Source organism: Parabacteroides massiliensis (genome assembly GCF_900155425.1).
Classification (GTDB): domain Bacteria; phylum Bacteroidota; class Bacteroidia; order Bacteroidales; family Tannerellaceae; genus Parabacteroides; species Parabacteroides massiliensis.
Window position 1 is genome coordinate 41,729 of sequence record NZ_LT700190.1, and the last position, 14,962, is coordinate 56,690.

Annotated in this window: 20 protein-coding genes and 1 pseudogene; 5 read left to right on the plus strand and 16 right to left on the minus strand. The window is 47.7% G+C overall.

Going from position 1 to position 14,962, the window contains the following annotated elements; genetic code table 11:
* Positions 1-5: 5 nt before the first annotated feature.
* From BQ9893_RS07175 to BQ9893_RS07190, 4 genes are all read right to left on the minus strand, one after another.
* Positions 6-767, minus strand: coding sequence for a hypothetical protein (locus BQ9893_RS07175; RefSeq protein WP_075965483.1), 762 nt, complete (start codon positions 765-767; stop codon positions 6-8).
* 30 nt (positions 768-797) lie between these two features.
* Positions 798-1,718 carry a relaxase/mobilization nuclease domain-containing protein gene (locus tag BQ9893_RS07180; RefSeq protein ID WP_075965484.1) on the minus strand — a complete coding sequence of 307 codons (921 nt, stop codon included), beginning with the start codon at positions 1,716-1,718 and terminating at the stop codon, positions 798-800.
* A 4-nt stretch (positions 1,719-1,722) separates the two neighbouring features.
* Positions 1,723-2,094, minus strand: a complete 372-nt coding sequence (locus BQ9893_RS07185; protein ID WP_153188998.1) for a plasmid mobilization protein — start codon at positions 2,092-2,094, stop codon at positions 1,723-1,725.
* Positions 2,095-2,322: 228 nt separating this feature from the next.
* Positions 2,323-2,817 carry a DUF3408 domain-containing protein gene (locus tag BQ9893_RS07190; RefSeq protein WP_075965485.1) on the minus strand — a complete coding sequence of 165 codons (495 nt, stop codon included), beginning with the start codon at positions 2,815-2,817 and terminating at the stop codon, positions 2,323-2,325.
* A gap of 560 nt (positions 2,818-3,377) precedes the next feature.
* Between BQ9893_RS07190 and BQ9893_RS07195 the strand changes: the two genes are divergently transcribed.
* Positions 3,378-3,689 carry a helix-turn-helix domain-containing protein gene (locus BQ9893_RS07195; RefSeq protein ID WP_075965486.1) on the plus strand — a complete coding sequence of 104 codons (312 nt, stop codon included), beginning with the start codon at positions 3,378-3,380 and terminating at the stop codon, positions 3,687-3,689.
* Here the strand turns inward: BQ9893_RS07195 and BQ9893_RS07200 are convergent.
* Positions 3,681-3,941, minus strand: coding sequence for a hypothetical protein (locus BQ9893_RS07200; protein WP_208610805.1), 261 nt, complete (start codon positions 3,939-3,941; stop codon positions 3,681-3,683). The two genes, BQ9893_RS07195 and BQ9893_RS07200, sit on opposite strands and share 9 nt — an antisense overlap.
* Positions 3,942-4,019: 78 nt before the next feature.
* Between BQ9893_RS07200 and BQ9893_RS07205 the strand changes: the two genes are divergently transcribed.
* Positions 4,020-4,343 (plus strand): helix-turn-helix domain-containing protein, encoded by a 324-nt coding sequence (locus tag BQ9893_RS07205; protein ID WP_007853013.1) that lies wholly within the window; start codon positions 4,020-4,022, stop codon positions 4,341-4,343.
* Between the two features lie 338 nt (positions 4,344-4,681).
* Here the strand turns inward: BQ9893_RS07205 and BQ9893_RS21615 are convergent, their stop codons facing one another.
* The 3 genes from BQ9893_RS21615 to BQ9893_RS07230 are packed head-to-tail and all read right to left on the minus strand — an operon-like array spanning position 4,682 to position 5,859.
* A complete protein-coding gene (locus tag BQ9893_RS21615) occupies positions 4,682-4,861 on the minus strand; it encodes a hypothetical protein (RefSeq protein WP_075965490.1) in 180 nt (59 codons plus the stop codon).
* A 4-nt stretch (positions 4,862-4,865) separates the two neighbouring features.
* Entirely contained in the window at positions 4,866-5,258 is a 393-nt protein-coding gene (locus BQ9893_RS21620; protein WP_004295310.1) for a hypothetical protein, read from the minus strand.
* 40 nt (positions 5,259-5,298) lie between these two features.
* Complete coding sequence (locus BQ9893_RS07230; protein WP_075965491.1) at positions 5,299-5,859, minus strand: sigma-70 RNA polymerase sigma factor region 4 domain-containing protein; 561 nt, start codon at positions 5,857-5,859, stop codon at positions 5,299-5,301.
* Between the two features lie 324 nt (positions 5,860-6,183).
* On the opposite strand from BQ9893_RS07230, the gene BQ9893_RS21625 reads away from it, so the two are divergent.
* Positions 6,184-6,435 carry a hypothetical protein gene (locus BQ9893_RS21625; protein WP_229508730.1) on the plus strand — a complete coding sequence of 84 codons (252 nt, stop codon included), beginning with the start codon at positions 6,184-6,186 and terminating at the stop codon, positions 6,433-6,435.
* A gap of 370 nt (positions 6,436-6,805) precedes the next feature.
* Here BQ9893_RS21625 and BQ9893_RS07245 read toward each other — a convergent pair whose 3' ends face one another.
* The 4 genes and pseudogenes from BQ9893_RS07245 to BQ9893_RS07255 form a co-directional block, all read right to left on the minus strand.
* On the minus strand, positions 6,806-7,405 hold the full coding sequence (locus tag BQ9893_RS07245) for a GNAT family N-acetyltransferase (protein WP_004295313.1): 600 nt from the start codon (positions 7,403-7,405) through the stop codon (positions 6,806-6,808).
* 5 nt (positions 7,406-7,410) lie between these two features.
* Complete coding sequence (locus BQ9893_RS21630; protein WP_007853006.1) at positions 7,411-7,578, minus strand: hypothetical protein; 168 nt, start codon at positions 7,576-7,578, stop codon at positions 7,411-7,413.
* Between the two features lie 33 nt (positions 7,579-7,611).
* A pseudogene (locus BQ9893_RS21340) lies at positions 7,612-8,096 on the minus strand (hypothetical protein).
* Complete coding sequence (locus tag BQ9893_RS07255) at positions 8,086-9,333, minus strand: site-specific integrase (protein WP_075965492.1); 1,248 nt, start codon at positions 9,331-9,333, stop codon at positions 8,086-8,088. Before BQ9893_RS07255 ends, BQ9893_RS21340 begins: the two are co-directional and overlap by 11 nt.
* A 267-nt stretch (positions 9,334-9,600) precedes the next feature.
* Here BQ9893_RS07255 and BQ9893_RS07260 point away from each other — a divergent pair, with 267 nt between their 5' ends.
* Both BQ9893_RS07260 and BQ9893_RS07265 read left to right on the plus strand, forming a co-directional pair.
* Entirely contained in the window at positions 9,601-11,127 is a 1,527-nt protein-coding gene (locus BQ9893_RS07260; RefSeq protein WP_244155114.1) for a SusC/RagA family TonB-linked outer membrane protein, read from the plus strand.
* A 390-nt stretch (positions 11,128-11,517) separates the two neighbouring features.
* Entirely contained in the window at positions 11,518-12,150 is a 633-nt protein-coding gene (locus BQ9893_RS07265; RefSeq protein ID WP_244155011.1) for a transposase, read from the plus strand.
* A 67-nt stretch (positions 12,151-12,217) separates the two neighbouring features.
* On the opposite strand, the gene BQ9893_RS07270 is transcribed toward BQ9893_RS07265, so the two are convergent.
* The 4 genes from BQ9893_RS07270 to BQ9893_RS07285 all read right to left on the minus strand — a co-directional run bounded on the left by BQ9893_RS07270 (position 12,218) and on the right by BQ9893_RS07285 (position 14,958).
* Positions 12,218-13,183: a topoisomerase C-terminal repeat-containing protein gene (locus BQ9893_RS07270; protein ID WP_227226149.1), complete on the minus strand. Its 966-nt coding sequence runs from the start codon at positions 13,181-13,183 to the stop codon at positions 12,218-12,220.
* A gap of 86 nt (positions 13,184-13,269) precedes the next feature.
* Entirely contained in the window at positions 13,270-13,902 is a 633-nt protein-coding gene (locus BQ9893_RS07275) for a hypothetical protein (protein WP_075965494.1), read from the minus strand.
* Positions 13,903-13,923: 21 nt separating this feature from the next.
* Complete coding sequence (locus BQ9893_RS07280; RefSeq protein WP_075965495.1) at positions 13,924-14,304, minus strand: hypothetical protein; 381 nt, start codon at positions 14,302-14,304, stop codon at positions 13,924-13,926.
* A 12-nt stretch (positions 14,305-14,316) separates the two neighbouring features.
* Positions 14,317-14,958: a hypothetical protein gene (locus BQ9893_RS07285; RefSeq protein WP_139322574.1), complete on the minus strand. Its 642-nt coding sequence runs from the start codon at positions 14,956-14,958 to the stop codon at positions 14,317-14,319.
* Between the last annotated feature and the right edge of the window lie 4 nt (positions 14,959-14,962).

Sequence of the window (14,962 nt, forward strand, 5' to 3'; positions counted from 1 at the left end):
TACAGTCATTTTAAATTTGGATTGTCCAGTTGCTTTCTGATTTCCTGTGCCTCCCTGAACAGCCGGTGCGCCAGACTGTCCTTGTAGGCCGCCATTTCATGATTACGGATGCGATTCCTGACCGAGTCCTCAAAAGCGGTCACCAGCTTTTCCACACGCCGGATCTTTTCCTCGTCTCGCTCGATGGTAAAATGCTTCTCAAGGAAGGCGATGTCTGGATCATCCCCCGGCAGACAGATCCTGATGGCTCGGTATTTCAAATCGGCATCCTTCAAAAGCCGATTCTTGCGGAACTGGTTGCAGTTGGTCCAGACGGAAATGATCAGTGCCAAAAACAGTGCTGAAGCTGTCGTTACCACTGCCTTGGATGCGCTTTCCAGACGGTAGGTCACCAGTCTGCGCTCCGGTTCCTTTCTCTGCCGGACCATTTTCTCGTCCAGCCGTTTCATTGCCTCCCATATGGCCTGGCTGTCCTGTCGCAGGCAGTCCCTTGTCCTTTCCATTTCCCCGGCAAACGTTTCGGCAGACAACGGCCTACCTTCCGACAAACGGACAATATGGCTATGTACCGTTGCAATTTCTGAGCCGATTTTCTCCACTGCGGATTGCTGGCGTTCCAGACGGATTTTCAGTTCCGCAATCCCTTCCGGGGAAATGGTCCGGTTTTCAACTATGGGGCTTGTGCCTTCCACGGGCAGTGCCTCCACTTTCTTCTCGATCCTTTCAAGGCATCCATAGATGCCTTCCAAATAATTTTCCTGTTTCATCTTTCAAAGTTTTTTCGTTATACATATGGTTCACAAACTCCTTCCTTTCCTGCGCTTCTTCTTTCTCCGCAGGCGTTCCGCCTCTTTCTCGTCCTCCGTCGGTGCCACCGACGGCATGAACACGCCGCCCGTACCGGTGACTTCGACCAGGTTATCAATAATAGAACCATGACTTTGTTCATGGTACGGTTGCTTTTGGGAAACGTCATTTTCCAGGGACGTGACATGGTTATGGTCCAATGCCGCATCCAGCCTTGACCAGCTGAAACTGCGGTCAATCTCACTCCCCTTGAATGACTGGTTATCCTTGATAAAGCGGATGCCCTGCACTTCATTAGTGTTTCCCTTATACTTGAATTCCATTTCCACGCCCATTTTTAAGAGCTTATTTTGAAATTCTTTCCATGTATTTGCACTCCTCAAAGCTTCCTTAACCGCACGATATATCTCGTATTTCACCCTTTCAGAAGCGTGCAGCTTTTCCGTTTTAACGGACTGTTTGCCTTCGGAATAGGTGAGTGAATACTTGTCCTTGAGCATTTTCGTCACCCTCTCGTTGCGCCTAAAATCGTTGCTGTCGGAAATCACCTTCCCGTCGAAGTCCACCCGGTTGAAGACGATGTGGCAGTGCGGGTTGTCCGTCCCGTGATGCCTCACCACGATGAACTGCGTGTTCCGTATCCCCATCAGCTTCAGGTATTCCTCCGCCAGACTTGCCATGAACGCGTCGGTCAGCCTCGGCGCGTCCTCCGGCTTGAAGCTGAGCGCGATGTGCCCTACCGGCTTCGCCACGTCCGGATTCAGCAGGCATTGCCACCGGAAGCTGTGTGCCATCTCCTCCGCCGTTCCCAGCAGCACGCCTTCCGAGGCGATGATTTTTGCGTCGTCCTTCTGTGTCACGTAACGTATGCAGCCGCCGAACGAGCGGCCTTTTTTGATCTTTCCTATCATGAGGCTATCCTCCTTTCGGTCTGTAATCGTCCATGATCCGCTTCAGCTTTCCCAGCAGCCCGTCTATCAGCAGCCTTGTCCTGTAAAAGCCTGTCTGGTGCGAGAGCTTTGTCAGCTGGTTCAGATTGTTCGCCATTCCCGCCAGGCTGCGCAGCAGCGCATTCTCTTCAGGCGTATGCCTTGCCGTAACGGTGGCCGCCAGTGCCGCCTCCCTGATATAAACCGCCAGACTCCGGCCGGACTTCCCTGCCCTGAATCTGAGAGCCTCGTAGCTGACGGGGGAGAACTTCACTGTCACTCCCTTGGTCAGCTTCCGCGTCCTGCCCAGTGCCGGACGGCCGCGTTTTTTCTTCATCTCATTCATATCCTTTGTCATATGTTTTTTCTTTTTCGTCCGTACTTCTTTCATTCCAAAATCTGCGACCGGCGGGAGTGGATTTACCCTCCCTGCAACCGCCGGGCGCTGGGGAGCAAGGGTTTTCGGGAATCCGGAAACATAACCTTGCTCCCCCCACAGAAAAATCCCCCCGCATTTTCCACATTGAAGCGGGTACACAGGGGACGGTGCATACATCGGGTACACTCCACGCCCGGTTACAGGCTGTCAGATTTTTCTCCACTGCTCGATGTCCCCACGGTAGGCGGCAAGATGCTCCCTGGCAAGGTTCTCCAGCAGTCCGGAAACGCTCATGCCACGCCCGCCGAGCCTGCGGACGACGGCGTCCAGTTCGTCCCTCACATCCTCACTGACGAACACCGTCTTGCGGTTCCTGATCTTCGGGACGGTGAGGTATGTTTCCCGGTACTCCTCCAGCGAGGCCCTGCGCTGCCTGCCGCTCGTCCTTCTTCTCACGGGGTCTTCCGGTTCCGGCGGGGTGTCCTTTCTTCCCGCCTCCCCGGACACCTCCTCCGCATCAGTCCCGGATGGAATCACCGGTTCCGCATCCGTACCGGTGGATTCCCCCGGACCGGGTTCCATCATGAGTCTTTCCCACCACCCGTCGTGGCCGGGGCTAGGACTACGACCGTTCTTTCTGTCTGCGGTTTCGGATGCCGCCGTTTTCTTTCCTCTTGGTTTTTCAGTCGGTTCACTTTTCATTGTACATGGATTTTAGATGGTTGATACTGTGGGCACGGTCTACCCGTTTGCCCGGTTGTCGGAAGCAAATAAAACGATAATAACAAGTGCTGTGAAACGGACGGGTCCGATTGGCGGGGTTTGCCGTGTTATTCATATTGTTGGATCGGTCTGACGGTGATGACTTCACAAATATACGCACCGGAAATTCCCAAATTCCCCGGGAACGGATCTGAACGTAGTACTTCTTAGCTTACTGAAAAGTGATTAATCAACTTTACCAAAAATGCTGTTTTTAAATTTGCCTATTACATCTGAACGCTTGCTTACTGAAAGCAAATGAATGTTAAAATCAGATTCCAATGACATCTGATGACATATAATGACATCTGATGAAGGGCCGGAACCATATCCGGGAACAATCATTTACTTTGCGGATGAAACAAGTACGCATATGGTGTCAAAGGTAGTCATCCTGTCTTGAAATTCAGGATGTTACGCCGGGATTCACTAAATTGCGGCACGGAATCCGGATCCGAAAAGAGAATGAAACAGATGTCAAACCTGAAATTACATTGATTATGGAAATAGTGAACATTGAGGCAAGGACCTTCGAGGCGATGCTCTCAGCCTTCCGGACGTTCGCGGACCGGCTGGACAACCTCTGCCGGCTGTACGGCGACATGGAGGAGAAGAAATGGCTGGACAACCAGGAGGTGTGCCTGCTGCTGAAGGTCAGCCCGAGAACCCTGCAGACCCTGCGTGACAACGGCACGCTGGCATATACACAGATCTGCCACAAGACTTATTACAAGCCTGGGGATGTGGAAAGTATCGTCCGAATAGTGGAAGAGCGCCGCAAGCGGGCTGAAAGCATGGGAAAATCAATTTGAGAAGCCATGGGAAACGAAAGGATGATACTTTCTCCCGACAGTCTGGCAGGCGGCTGGGAAAGTCTGGACGGCAGTCCCGATTTCTACATCTTCAGGGATTCCAGCGGGGACTACCGCCTGCTGGCCTACAGCCTTGACGCGGAGTACGGGCGGGGAAGCTTCTCGCTCTACAGGATAGACGGGGACGGGGAGGGATGCCATATCCGTATCGGTACGAAAGAGTGCCGGTTCATGTCGGAGGGATGCCCCCACACCCTCCATGTCATGGGGTGGGGCCGATATATGAGAAACTGAAAAAGTAAATGTCAAACCAACAAACAGATGAGATTTATGATGAACACCGATAACCGTCTGCTCACCCGTGAGAGCAGCGAGCATATAAGAGAGTTCTTCTCCACCGTCGAACGTCTCTCCGTTTCCATGGAGCGTCTCTTTGCCGGCAGGTCACCGGCGATGGCGGGCGAGAACTTCTATACGGACCGCGAACTGGCTGAAAAGCTGAAAGTGAGCCGCCGCAGCCTGCAACAGTACCGTGACAGCGGCCTGCTTGCCTTCACCCGGCTGGGCGGCAAGATACTGTACCGTTCTTCCGATATCGAGAAGCTGCTTGACAGTTGCTACCGGGAGGCGAGAACCAGGCCGGAGGAACTTTAGGAAAGTTCCGTACGGGATCGTGAACGAAGGGGCGACCGGTATGACAACCGACCGCCCCTTCGTTTTCTTTCCACCGGATGAACGACTTTGATTTGCTCATAAAGTATTTATACACAGAGTGTTTTCCTTTACGAATTATGATCCGGTGACAGCATTGGCATAACATGGCGGGACATGGAAACATTTTTCCGGTATGGCAATAAGATACGGGGATTCCGTTATAAAAAAAGACCCTTGTTTTATTATGTCATTATGTTATTCTGAAATTGGGGCGGGGCGTTCGTGTACCGGTGGAACGGTCCGTTCCCGTAATGGCGGCATATCCCGTACCGGTATCATTATCCTCCGGCAATGTCGCTTCCCGGTCTTGTCGGAGTGACCTTATGCCGGCCGGTGACAACCGCATGTCCGTGCGTAAACATGGCGGCGCATAAAAACAGGCACATCCCCCGGGCTCCTGTCCCGTCAGATGCGCCTGTTTCCGTCATGTCATATACAGCCGGACTCCTCCGGTCCATGCCTTTATCTGAGTATCGGATTCGAGAGCAGTATCTTGTAATAGGCCACCCCGCCAATCTCTACCGGCATCCTCGCCATCATGAACTGCACGCTCTTCCTCTCCACCTTCGCCTGCCGCATGAGCCTCTGCACGATAAACCCCGCCGAGAACCTTGCGCATCTTTTGTCCTTCCAGACGATGAACCCCTCGCTGTCGTCGGCCCGGCAGATGTACCAGTCATCCGTCTCGTCGTCGTGGGCGAAGTTCACCCGTCCGCCGCCGAGGATTCCCAATTCGATTGACATCGTCTTTGACAGATAGACGGTTCCCCTGCTGTCAAGGTTGATGGTCCGCTTTCCCTTGTATGTGACTTCCTGCGGACGGGAGTTTTCCCTGTTGTATACTATCAGTGCCATAATTGTCTTTCTTTTATCGGTTGAACTGTTTTCGTTTTTTTCAATACATGAAGCTTTCCACCGCCAGCATCTGGCTTCTCCATGCGAAACCGCTGTGGGTACGTACCGCGTCCACTATCCTGCATACTTTCTGCGATATGGCCGATGCCGAGATACCCATGCATTCCGCCAGTGCCTTGAACGAGAATTGCGCCTCATAGAACCGGAGCATGAACATCCGGTACTCCTCGTAGGAGAACTTCTGCCTTACGAAACGCAGTATGTCCTTAACCAGCCTCTCGCACCCGTTCAGGTCGTCCTCGGAAAGGAATTTTGCCTCCTCGCCACATCGGAGGAAGAAATCATCTTCAGGGTGTGCATACCGGTTCTCCCTTTTAATCTTTACCAGGGCCGCCTTTTTGTAGCATCCGATGAAATACGCGTCATAGTCCGTTATGTCCTTTCCGGGAACCAGCACCTGCCTTCTTACGAAAAGGTAGGTGTCATGGAAATTGTCCTCGTCCAGCATTCCGTACCGGCGTAACGTCCCTCTCAACCTGTCATAGGATTTTGTGAACCACTCGTTGAACAGTCTTTCCTTTTCTGCGCTCTTGTCTGCCATAGCCTTATATTTTTTTGAGTTATACATGGCCTACACGGGTAGGCATTCTTATTTCTTGTGCTTCATCCAGTTTGTTTTTCGGCGGTCTCCGGCAAGGCTTGCCGTGAAAAAATACGCTCACGCGAAGCGTGAGGAAGATTTTTTCACGAGCAACCAGCCCGAAGGGCCGCCTTGCGGGACCGGCCTGAAAAACAACTATTTTTGCCGCAAGAAATGAGGATGACGGATTACTTCCTTCTATCTATTGTCTGTCCTATGAGAATTTAAAATTCCATGCAGCTTTTCTGTCTTCGGTATGTTTGGAGAAATATTCAAGGATGTGGAATGAGAACGGCAATACGTGATATTGCGGAAGGTGCGGATATGGGATTGGAAACAGGAAGCGTGCCCGGGCTTTCATGCGGTTTATACGGCAGTGTTGATTTTTGGGAGGATTACAGGGAGGTGACAGGAAGGTCGGCCGTTCCGGAGAAATTGTATGTGTACGTTGTTCCTTCCGAAATACGGAGTCTTTTAAAATCATGGAAGACCTCATTCGGGAGTGTGTCTCGATATTTGCCTGAGACAAAATTATAAGTCGCCTATTCATGGATAAGTATTTGGAATATATCAACGACATGCTACGATGCGATAAAGAGAATCGGAACGGCAGACTGAAACTCGCAATCTGCTGATAATGCGGACTATTCTAAAACAAGTGTGGAAAACTTGAAGACATCCGACGGAAAACCTTGGAAAAAGAAGAACCGGACAAAGCCTCCGCCTTCAAAATAATGCTCTATTATGCCACAGGTGCGGCATTACTTGTCATTCCGGATTGGCTGCCCATGAAATCCACCGCCCGCCATCAAGAAAACGGCCGGTACCATATGGCAGGTAATCGTAGCGACAGCCTGTCTTTGGAACCCGTTGTCACCCTAAAGGATTTTACTGATATATTATTATGTCAGTCCTTTTTCAAATCAAAATACAGCAAACGGGTTTTCAAAGGTTCATCTTGCGGAATATCATAATATTGCTTTTCTATCACGTCTGTTTTATAGAGTGGAACGAAACCGTTTCTTTCATAATACCTGAGAATCTTTTCCTCATTGTATGCATCCACCACGATAAAACGGCATCCTGTCTTGTTGTCTTCATGACGGAACCAGTCTTTTATGAAAGCCATCAGTTGCCGTCCTACGTGGCTTGATGTACCCTGATATTCCAGGTTGACCCCCAGTCTTCCTATCAGCACGGCCGGATAGCTGCGTCCACGTTTAGGATTTACAATATTGCGTTGCAGCCTGTTTTTATCATTGGGGGATATTAGTCTGGTCTTGATACTGTCATTGGACAAGGTAAACAAGGCCACAATACGATGCGGGATTTCAGTCGTCACCCAACAATATGTTTTCCCAAGGAGTTCATCCGCATACAGATCGGCATCATTGAGAAAAAAATCATCAAGGTCATTCTCGCCACAAGTGAAAGGAAGGCAATTCCTCCGTACTTCCTTGTTATAGGCAAGCATGACACAATCATCATATAAAGAAATACCGTCCATTGCTGTTAATTGAACCGGAATGAACGGGATTTCTCCAATACTTTTCTCAACCGTTTCTTTGCCTCCACTGATAACCGGGGTGTTACCTTTGCGGCGTTCTTGTCTGCACTGCGTACGAAATCTTCCGCCGTAGCGCCCTCCAAAACCGGAATGTTCTTGATAGTTATAGCCATGATATTATTTTTTGCAAAAATACAACTTTGTTGTTATACAGCCAAATAATAGCCCGTCTTCCACTCTTTTTTCCGGAATGTTCCTCCATATCCGGAAAAGTTTGTGTCACGCCGCCTGTTGCGGTAAGCCGTTTCTCCTAAGGAAAGGGCAGGCAATACCGGCGGACGTGGATATGGGCAAAACAACCCGCATATGCAATGCAGAGGGAGCAGGAGAGCCTTCACCACAGCCGGAGAGGAAAGCGGTCTCATGCCGGGGTACGGCATGAAAAGGGGGCTCCCGGACAGTTCTTTTCCTTGTCGCACATGCACTACGTCGGTCGCAGTTTTCGCCTTCTGAATCCCTCTTACGTCCGTCCCTGCGCTTTCGGAGCGTTTTTCCGGCAGAAAATTTCGCCGTACGGAAATTTTCTGCCGGAAACCGAAGGGAAAATGCGGAGTCCCGCAGGGACGGACGAACTTTGATGAGGAAGGGGAAAAATCGTCCGTTTCGTAAATACCATTTCCTCAGATGGCATCGCATATCTCCTTCTCCATCTTTTCCAGCTTATGGGACAGGATTTCCATGTCGCTGCTGATCTTCTGGTTGGTTATCCGGGCATATATCTGGGTGGTTTTCAAATCCGTATGCCCCAAAAGACGGCTTACGGTCTCGATGGGTACACCGTGCGAGAGCAGCACGGTGGTGGCGTTCGTATGCCGGGCCACATGATAGGTCAGCCGTATCTTGAAACCGCACTGCCTGCCAAGTTCCTTCAATATGGTGTTGCATCTGCCGTTGCTCGGTACCGGAAATACATGGTCGTCCTTGGACAGCCCCTTGTACTTCTCTATGATGCGCTTGGGCACGTCCAGCAGGCGGATGTTGGACTCGGTGTTTGTCTTGCGACGGCGGGTGATGATCCAGAGGTTGCCGTCGAAGAAGGTCTGGAGCCGGTCGGTCGTCAGCGCCTTCACGTCCGCGTATGCCAGTCCGGTGAACACAGAGAAGATGAAGAGGTCGCGTACCAGTTCGCAGGTCCCGCTTTTCACCGGGGCCTCCATCAGCGTCTGTATCTCACGCTCCGTCAGGTAGCCCCGGTCAACGCTCTCGGGGGAGTTGATGTACCCAGCGAAGGGGTTGAAGGGAAGCGCACCGCTGTTGCGGGCGATGGAGATGACGTGCTTGAGCCCGATCATGTAACCCCATACGGTATTGGTGCGGCATTTCTTCTCCGTACGCAGGAAATACTCGAAGTTGTTGATGAACGTCAGGTTGAGTTCCTTCAGGGGAATGTCGTCACGGCGGTATACTTTCGGGACGAACTCGCAAAGGTGCCTGTATATGGTACGGTAGCGGTTGTATGTTCCCTGCACGCGGCTGTGTCCCACTTTCTTGATGAACTCCCCGTTGTGCTGCTCGAAGAGCTTCAGCAGCGTCTCGCGTTTCACGCCCAGCCCGAGGCAGGCGTCCCTCAGCCTGGCGGCGGTGACATAACCGTCGGACTGCATCAGTTCCTGGTAACGGCGGTTCAAGTCCACACGTATCCGGTCAACCGCCGCATTGATTTTCTGCGCCTCGGCGCTCTTGCCCGTGGCACGTGCCGTTTTCACGTCCCAAAGTTTCGGGGGCACGTCCAGCTTGCAGCTGAACTGCTTGATTTCGCCGTCCACCGTAAGACGGCACATCAGGGGGAGATAGCCGTTGGCTCTCTCGCTGCCCTTCTTCACGTAGAAGAGGATTTTGAAGGTCGATCTGCTCATACTCGTTTTCATACTTTTTTGATCGTTACAAAGTTAATATCAAGCGAGTTGTCCTCAGGTATGAAAAACTGTGCAAATTACTGAAATAGAACCCGTTGTGCCGTTTCTTGTTCCTGTTATATCAGTAACGATATGGGAACTGAAGTCTTTCGCAGCTTTTAGCGGACCTCCTTTTTCAGCTTATGCAGTATTATGAGTTAAACACCTAACTGCTTAATAGACTGCATTTTTGCTGTATTATCATCAACCTTGCTTTTTCTTGCTGCGTTTACTTTATATTTGCGTGGAGCTGGTACGGTAAATGGGTCGAATCCTTTAATATTAATAGATGGTGTACCGCGTGATAATATATCAACAATGGATCCTAACGAGATTGCATCTGTTTCTATTTTGAAGGACGCTTCAGCAACAGCCGTTTTTGGTGTACGTGGTGCCAATGGTGTAATAATGATTACGACTCGACGTGGAGAAGAAGGTAAATCAGAGTTAAGTATTTCTGCTGATTATAGTTTACAACGATTTACTGCTGAAGCCGATCGTATTCATTCTTGGGAGTTCGCTGAATTAAGAAATCAAGCCTTCAGAAATGATGGATATGCAGAAAGTGATCTTCCTTTTACCGATTATATGATTGAGATGTATAGATCGGGAAAAGATCGTGTTTATTATCCTGACAGGGATGTTTATAATGAATTTTTCAAGAAGTGGGCTCCTCAGACACGTGTGAATGTGAACTTAAGTGGAGGAACTAAGAAGTTAAGTTACTTTATGAATGTTGCCTATATGGGGCAAGGGGGACAGTTTCGAACGGAGTCTGAAAAGGATTTAGGATATGATCCAAGTTATAAATCAAATAGATATAATTTCCGGACGAACTTGGATTATAAGGTTGCGTCTAATTTTAAGCTTTCATTGAATATTGCGTCTTATTTGGAAAAGGTGAATACTCCTCAAACAGCAAAGTTGTTTAACAATAGTGTTGATGAGTTGGTTACGAATATGCGAGCTTATATTTGGGCAACACCTCCAACAGATCCAGGTCCATTAACGGTTGCAGGACAAACATTGGCAGATGGGACGAATGTTCCTGCCGGTCAAGTTATAAATCAAGCAGGTATAGACCGAAATACATATGGAGAATTAAGTAGAAGAGGCTATCAGCAAGCAACTAGAACAAATTTAAATTCTTCTATTATTGCAGATTGGGGACTGGACTTTATAACAAAAGGGTTAAGTACAAAATTGATGATCTCTTTTGACACAAAAGCTATGACTACCTTGCAAGGTTTTCGTGAATATGATACATATGGAGTAACTGTTGCAAGAACTTCTGAGGAAAAGTCTTATGTATCAAAAGTCCGTATGAATACGAATGATGCAATTTCTCTTACTAAAAGCCAACAAACCAATTACTATTTAAATATGCAGTATTCGTTGAATTATGCTAGGCAATTTGGTTTACATGATGTAACAGGTATGGCGTTAATTCAACGTGATAATTGGCAACAATATGCAGCAGATCTCCCTTACAATATGTTAGGAATATCAGCTCGTGCTACATACAGTTATGATTCACGTTATTTGGCTGAAGTTAATGTTGGGTATAATGGATCCGAGCAGTTTGCCAAGGGAAAACGATTTGGTTTCTTTCCTGCTTTTTCTGCTGGATGGGTGGCCAGCAACGAAGCATTTCTGAAGGACAATGATTTCATTACTAATTTAAAGTTACGTGCATCTTATGGAAAAGTTGGTAATGATAAATTAGGAGCTACTCGTTTTTTGTATATAATGCGAATCAGCAGTTGAAAACATCTTCAGATTCTTGATTTAAAAGTTTGTAATTCAGTTAATTATCTCATTATTTTATTTTGTAATCTCCTTGAAAATCAGTAAATTAGAAGAATAAAACCACTCATTTTTCTAATTATGATTCCCAAGGAGAAAAAGTTAATACTAATAGGTTTGTATATGTATATCTGTGATGTCCATAAGTCTTCTCTGCGTTTCCACTGCCAGAGATTCAGTAACAATTCCAATCCTGAGTTTACGGATGAGGAGGTTCTTACCATCTATCTGTTCTGCGGGTACTGCCAGAGATACTTCAACATCAAGGAGATACATACCTTCGCTAAGGAGTATCTGTCATCATGGTTTCCAAAATTGCCGTCTTATCAAACGTTTTGCGTACGCCTAAATATGCTTTCAGAAACATTTAAGGTGCTGGTGGAAACCATGATACAATCATTCAAGCCCAAGGATTGCGACTCCATTATATCCATTGTCGATTCTATGCCGATAGTGACCTGTAAAGGGAAAAACCGAGAGGGGAAAGTAGCTACGGAGATAACATCAAAAGGGTATTGCTCCACTAAGAACATGTACTACTATGGCATGAAACTGCATATGGTAGGACAGCGTAGGGAGGGAACCTTACCTTTTCCGGAAATGATAACTCTGACACCGGCTTCGGACAACGACCTGACCGTATTCAAAAGCGAATGCGTGCCATACCTATCCGGAAAGACGGTGCTTGCAGACAAGATTTACAGCGATTTCTCTTTCTTTAATGAGAACAATCCGGTTAAAGTGCTTACTCCGCATAAAGAGATTAAAGGGGAACCGGAAGTTCTCAAACAGAGGGAGAAAGCTGCAAGAGACCTTTTCTCGCAAGCCGTTTCTAAAGTCAGACAACCTATCGAATCCTTTTTCAACTGGCTGAATGAAAAAACAGAAATTCAAAGAGCATCTAAAGTAAGAGCTACCAAAGGGCTGTTGGTACATACCTTTGGAAAGTTGGCTATTGCTCTACTTACATTTGTTAATTTTTAATTTTTGAATCAGAAAGCCAACTGCTGATTCGCATTAGTTATATATATTCAAACAAATTCATTTCCAATCACTTCTTGTTCTCAAACACATATTCCACTTTGTCACAGGCCGGACTCAATTTGAGATAGGCCGAGAATGTTCCACCGCTTTTCTTCTTGAATCCGCTAATCAGGCGTGTCTGTTTCTTGTCAAGCAGGCAGTTTATCTCGTCATCTGTCAGTGGGTGTCCGTTTATCTCGGTCCACAGGCTGAACCCGCACGGGCATTCTATTTTTCTTCCGGAGCGGTTAAGGGTTTCTTCCTGCCCGCATTTGGGACATGCCTTAGCGACGGGTGTGGACGAAGATTCCGATCTTACGAAAGTTATACTAAAATCTTCACTCCATGTCAACGCACTGTCGAATGTATTCTTCTTTCCCTTCAATCCTTTTATCACCTCAGTCTTCCCATTAGTGAAAAGCTGTTCCAGTTCTTCATCGGTCAGGGCATGCTGGAACGGTTCTTTCCATACCTTCCAACCGCATCCCTCGGCAACACTGGCGATGAAACCGCCGTCAATATTGACCGTACCCTGTGAATGACATTTGGGACAGGCATAAGGGAGAGGTGCCAGTTCTCTTTTGGATAATTCCATGACCGCTTTACAGTCCTTATCCAATACGACAAACGCTTTGTATGTTGTCCCTTTCTTTGATACGAAGTCGGAAATCTCGGCAGTCTTTCCATTTTGGCAGAGAGCCTGCAATTCATCGTTTGTCAGCACGTACTTGCTCTTCTCCTTCCATACCACAAAGTCGCAAGTTGAACACCACAGTTTAACGTCATTGACATGCAGGGTATTCTCTCCTTTGCATTTTGGACAGGGAGTACTGAATGTCTCCGACGGCCCCTGGTCTGGCAAGTCCAGAACCACCTTGAATTCCGGTGAGAGCTTGAGCGCACAGTCGAACTTTTTGCCTGATTTGGATTTCAGTCCATTTATTGTCTTGGTCTTGCCGTCTGTCATGAGTTTGATCATGTTCCGCTCGTCAATCTTCTTGCCGAGAAATTATCACGAGTTATGATAACTTCTCAGCAATTACTACTTTCATCTTTATTCTGTTTTAATCGTTTCTTACTTTATTCTTTCTCGTCAAATTCCAGCCAGCAGATGTCCAGTGGCAATGATATCAGATAGGACACACTGTCCAGTTCCGGTTTGCGGTTAGACAACAGGCTCTCGTTGATTCTCCATATCCGCGTCATCTGGATGTATGGCCGCTTGTCCTTAATGAATCTCACCTGGTTGGAATACGCTTCAACCACCAGCGTATCCATTTTTGTGGCCATTGCGAAGCGGTATGCTTTCCGTAGCCCTTTTCTTCCCTGTTTCCGCAGTTTCAGCCAGACAATGCTGTCGCCGGGTATCTTGTAAAGGGATAGCGGATGGCAGGTTGTCCGTTTCCGGTATGCGTTCGGTAGTTTCGGATTCTCCTGCTTGTCCTCAGAAACAGAGGGTATACCCTCAATCCGTACATAGTCCGGCTTGTCCCAGGTGTCCTGTTTCAGTGAGTAGTGGTCTCTTTTCACCGCATCCTCATTGAAGAAGATGCACCATAGTGCGAACAGCGCGAGAAAGGAGAAGGATATGGCTGCAAAAAGAGGATGCAGTGTGCTTGTCCACCTCTTTTCGCGTGCTTCGTCGTTCCGGTCACGTATGTAACCGATGGCAGACGCTATGGCAAACAATATGGCCAGAATTAGCAGAACCATGATTCTTGTGGCTTAAATTTATTATGCTTTCAACTGCATATAGGAAAGCATTGCCATGACAGCGAAGTCCAACAATAGCAATGCGAACCATTTCCAGCTGAGCAGTTGGTTCTTTCCCATAATGTCCAACAAGTTAAAAGCGGTGACAGTGCATATAATCAACGCTATGAGAGTTGAGAAAGGGCTGATCGATTCCTCTTTTAGTGTATGTGCTGCCCATATTGCCAAAACAGCCGTGATATACAGGATGATAGCCATTATATAATAGACTTTGACTGGCAGTTTTACAGGATCGGTCTTAACCTTGTTTATCAGTTTGAAAAAACAGCCAAAGCATGCAAATGTAATCAGTCCTGATAAGAAGATCAAAATGTTTGCGATGATAGTTAGAATGTCCATCATGATTTTTATAAGTTATTCAATGTTGCTATTAGCAGACGATTCTTCGCCCTTAAATTTCCGGTTATGCTCTCTCAGTTTCTTAAGTCCGTTCTTGATCGAGTAGACTGTACCGTTAATCTGTCCCCTCATGATCATATTATTCGCTCTTCTTTTACAAGTAATCCAGTGTTCCACATAGCCAGGGCCGTCCTTGGGCAGAATCAGTGAAACATAGAAGTTCTTCTCCATCCGTTCTTGTTCCGAAGCATATTTTTTTTCTTTTATTTTCTGCTCCTCTATCTGGCGGTAGCCGAACCCCTGTGATACATAGTAGCTGTATGCCGTGGCATTGTCCGGCTGCCCGAACCGTGCAGAGAGCAGTTCGATTGCTTTTTCCCTTGTGTCGGCTATTCCTCCCAACAAAGCTTTACCTTCACTGTCGATACCGGTGAATTTCTCAACTGTAATCACAGTCGTGTTAGATGTCAGTCCTTTATGGGTGGACAGTAACCTTACCGGTATAATGGCGTGCGAGCCGATAGGGGAGACCCCCTTGTCACGTAGTAAAGACGGTTTGATCCTCATTCTGATTGTTTCGGGTACTTTCGCTAGAAAGTCTCTTAGTGAGAGTTCTCCGTTTTCGTTGCCAATCAATATAGCTATCGCTTTCTCCATATAA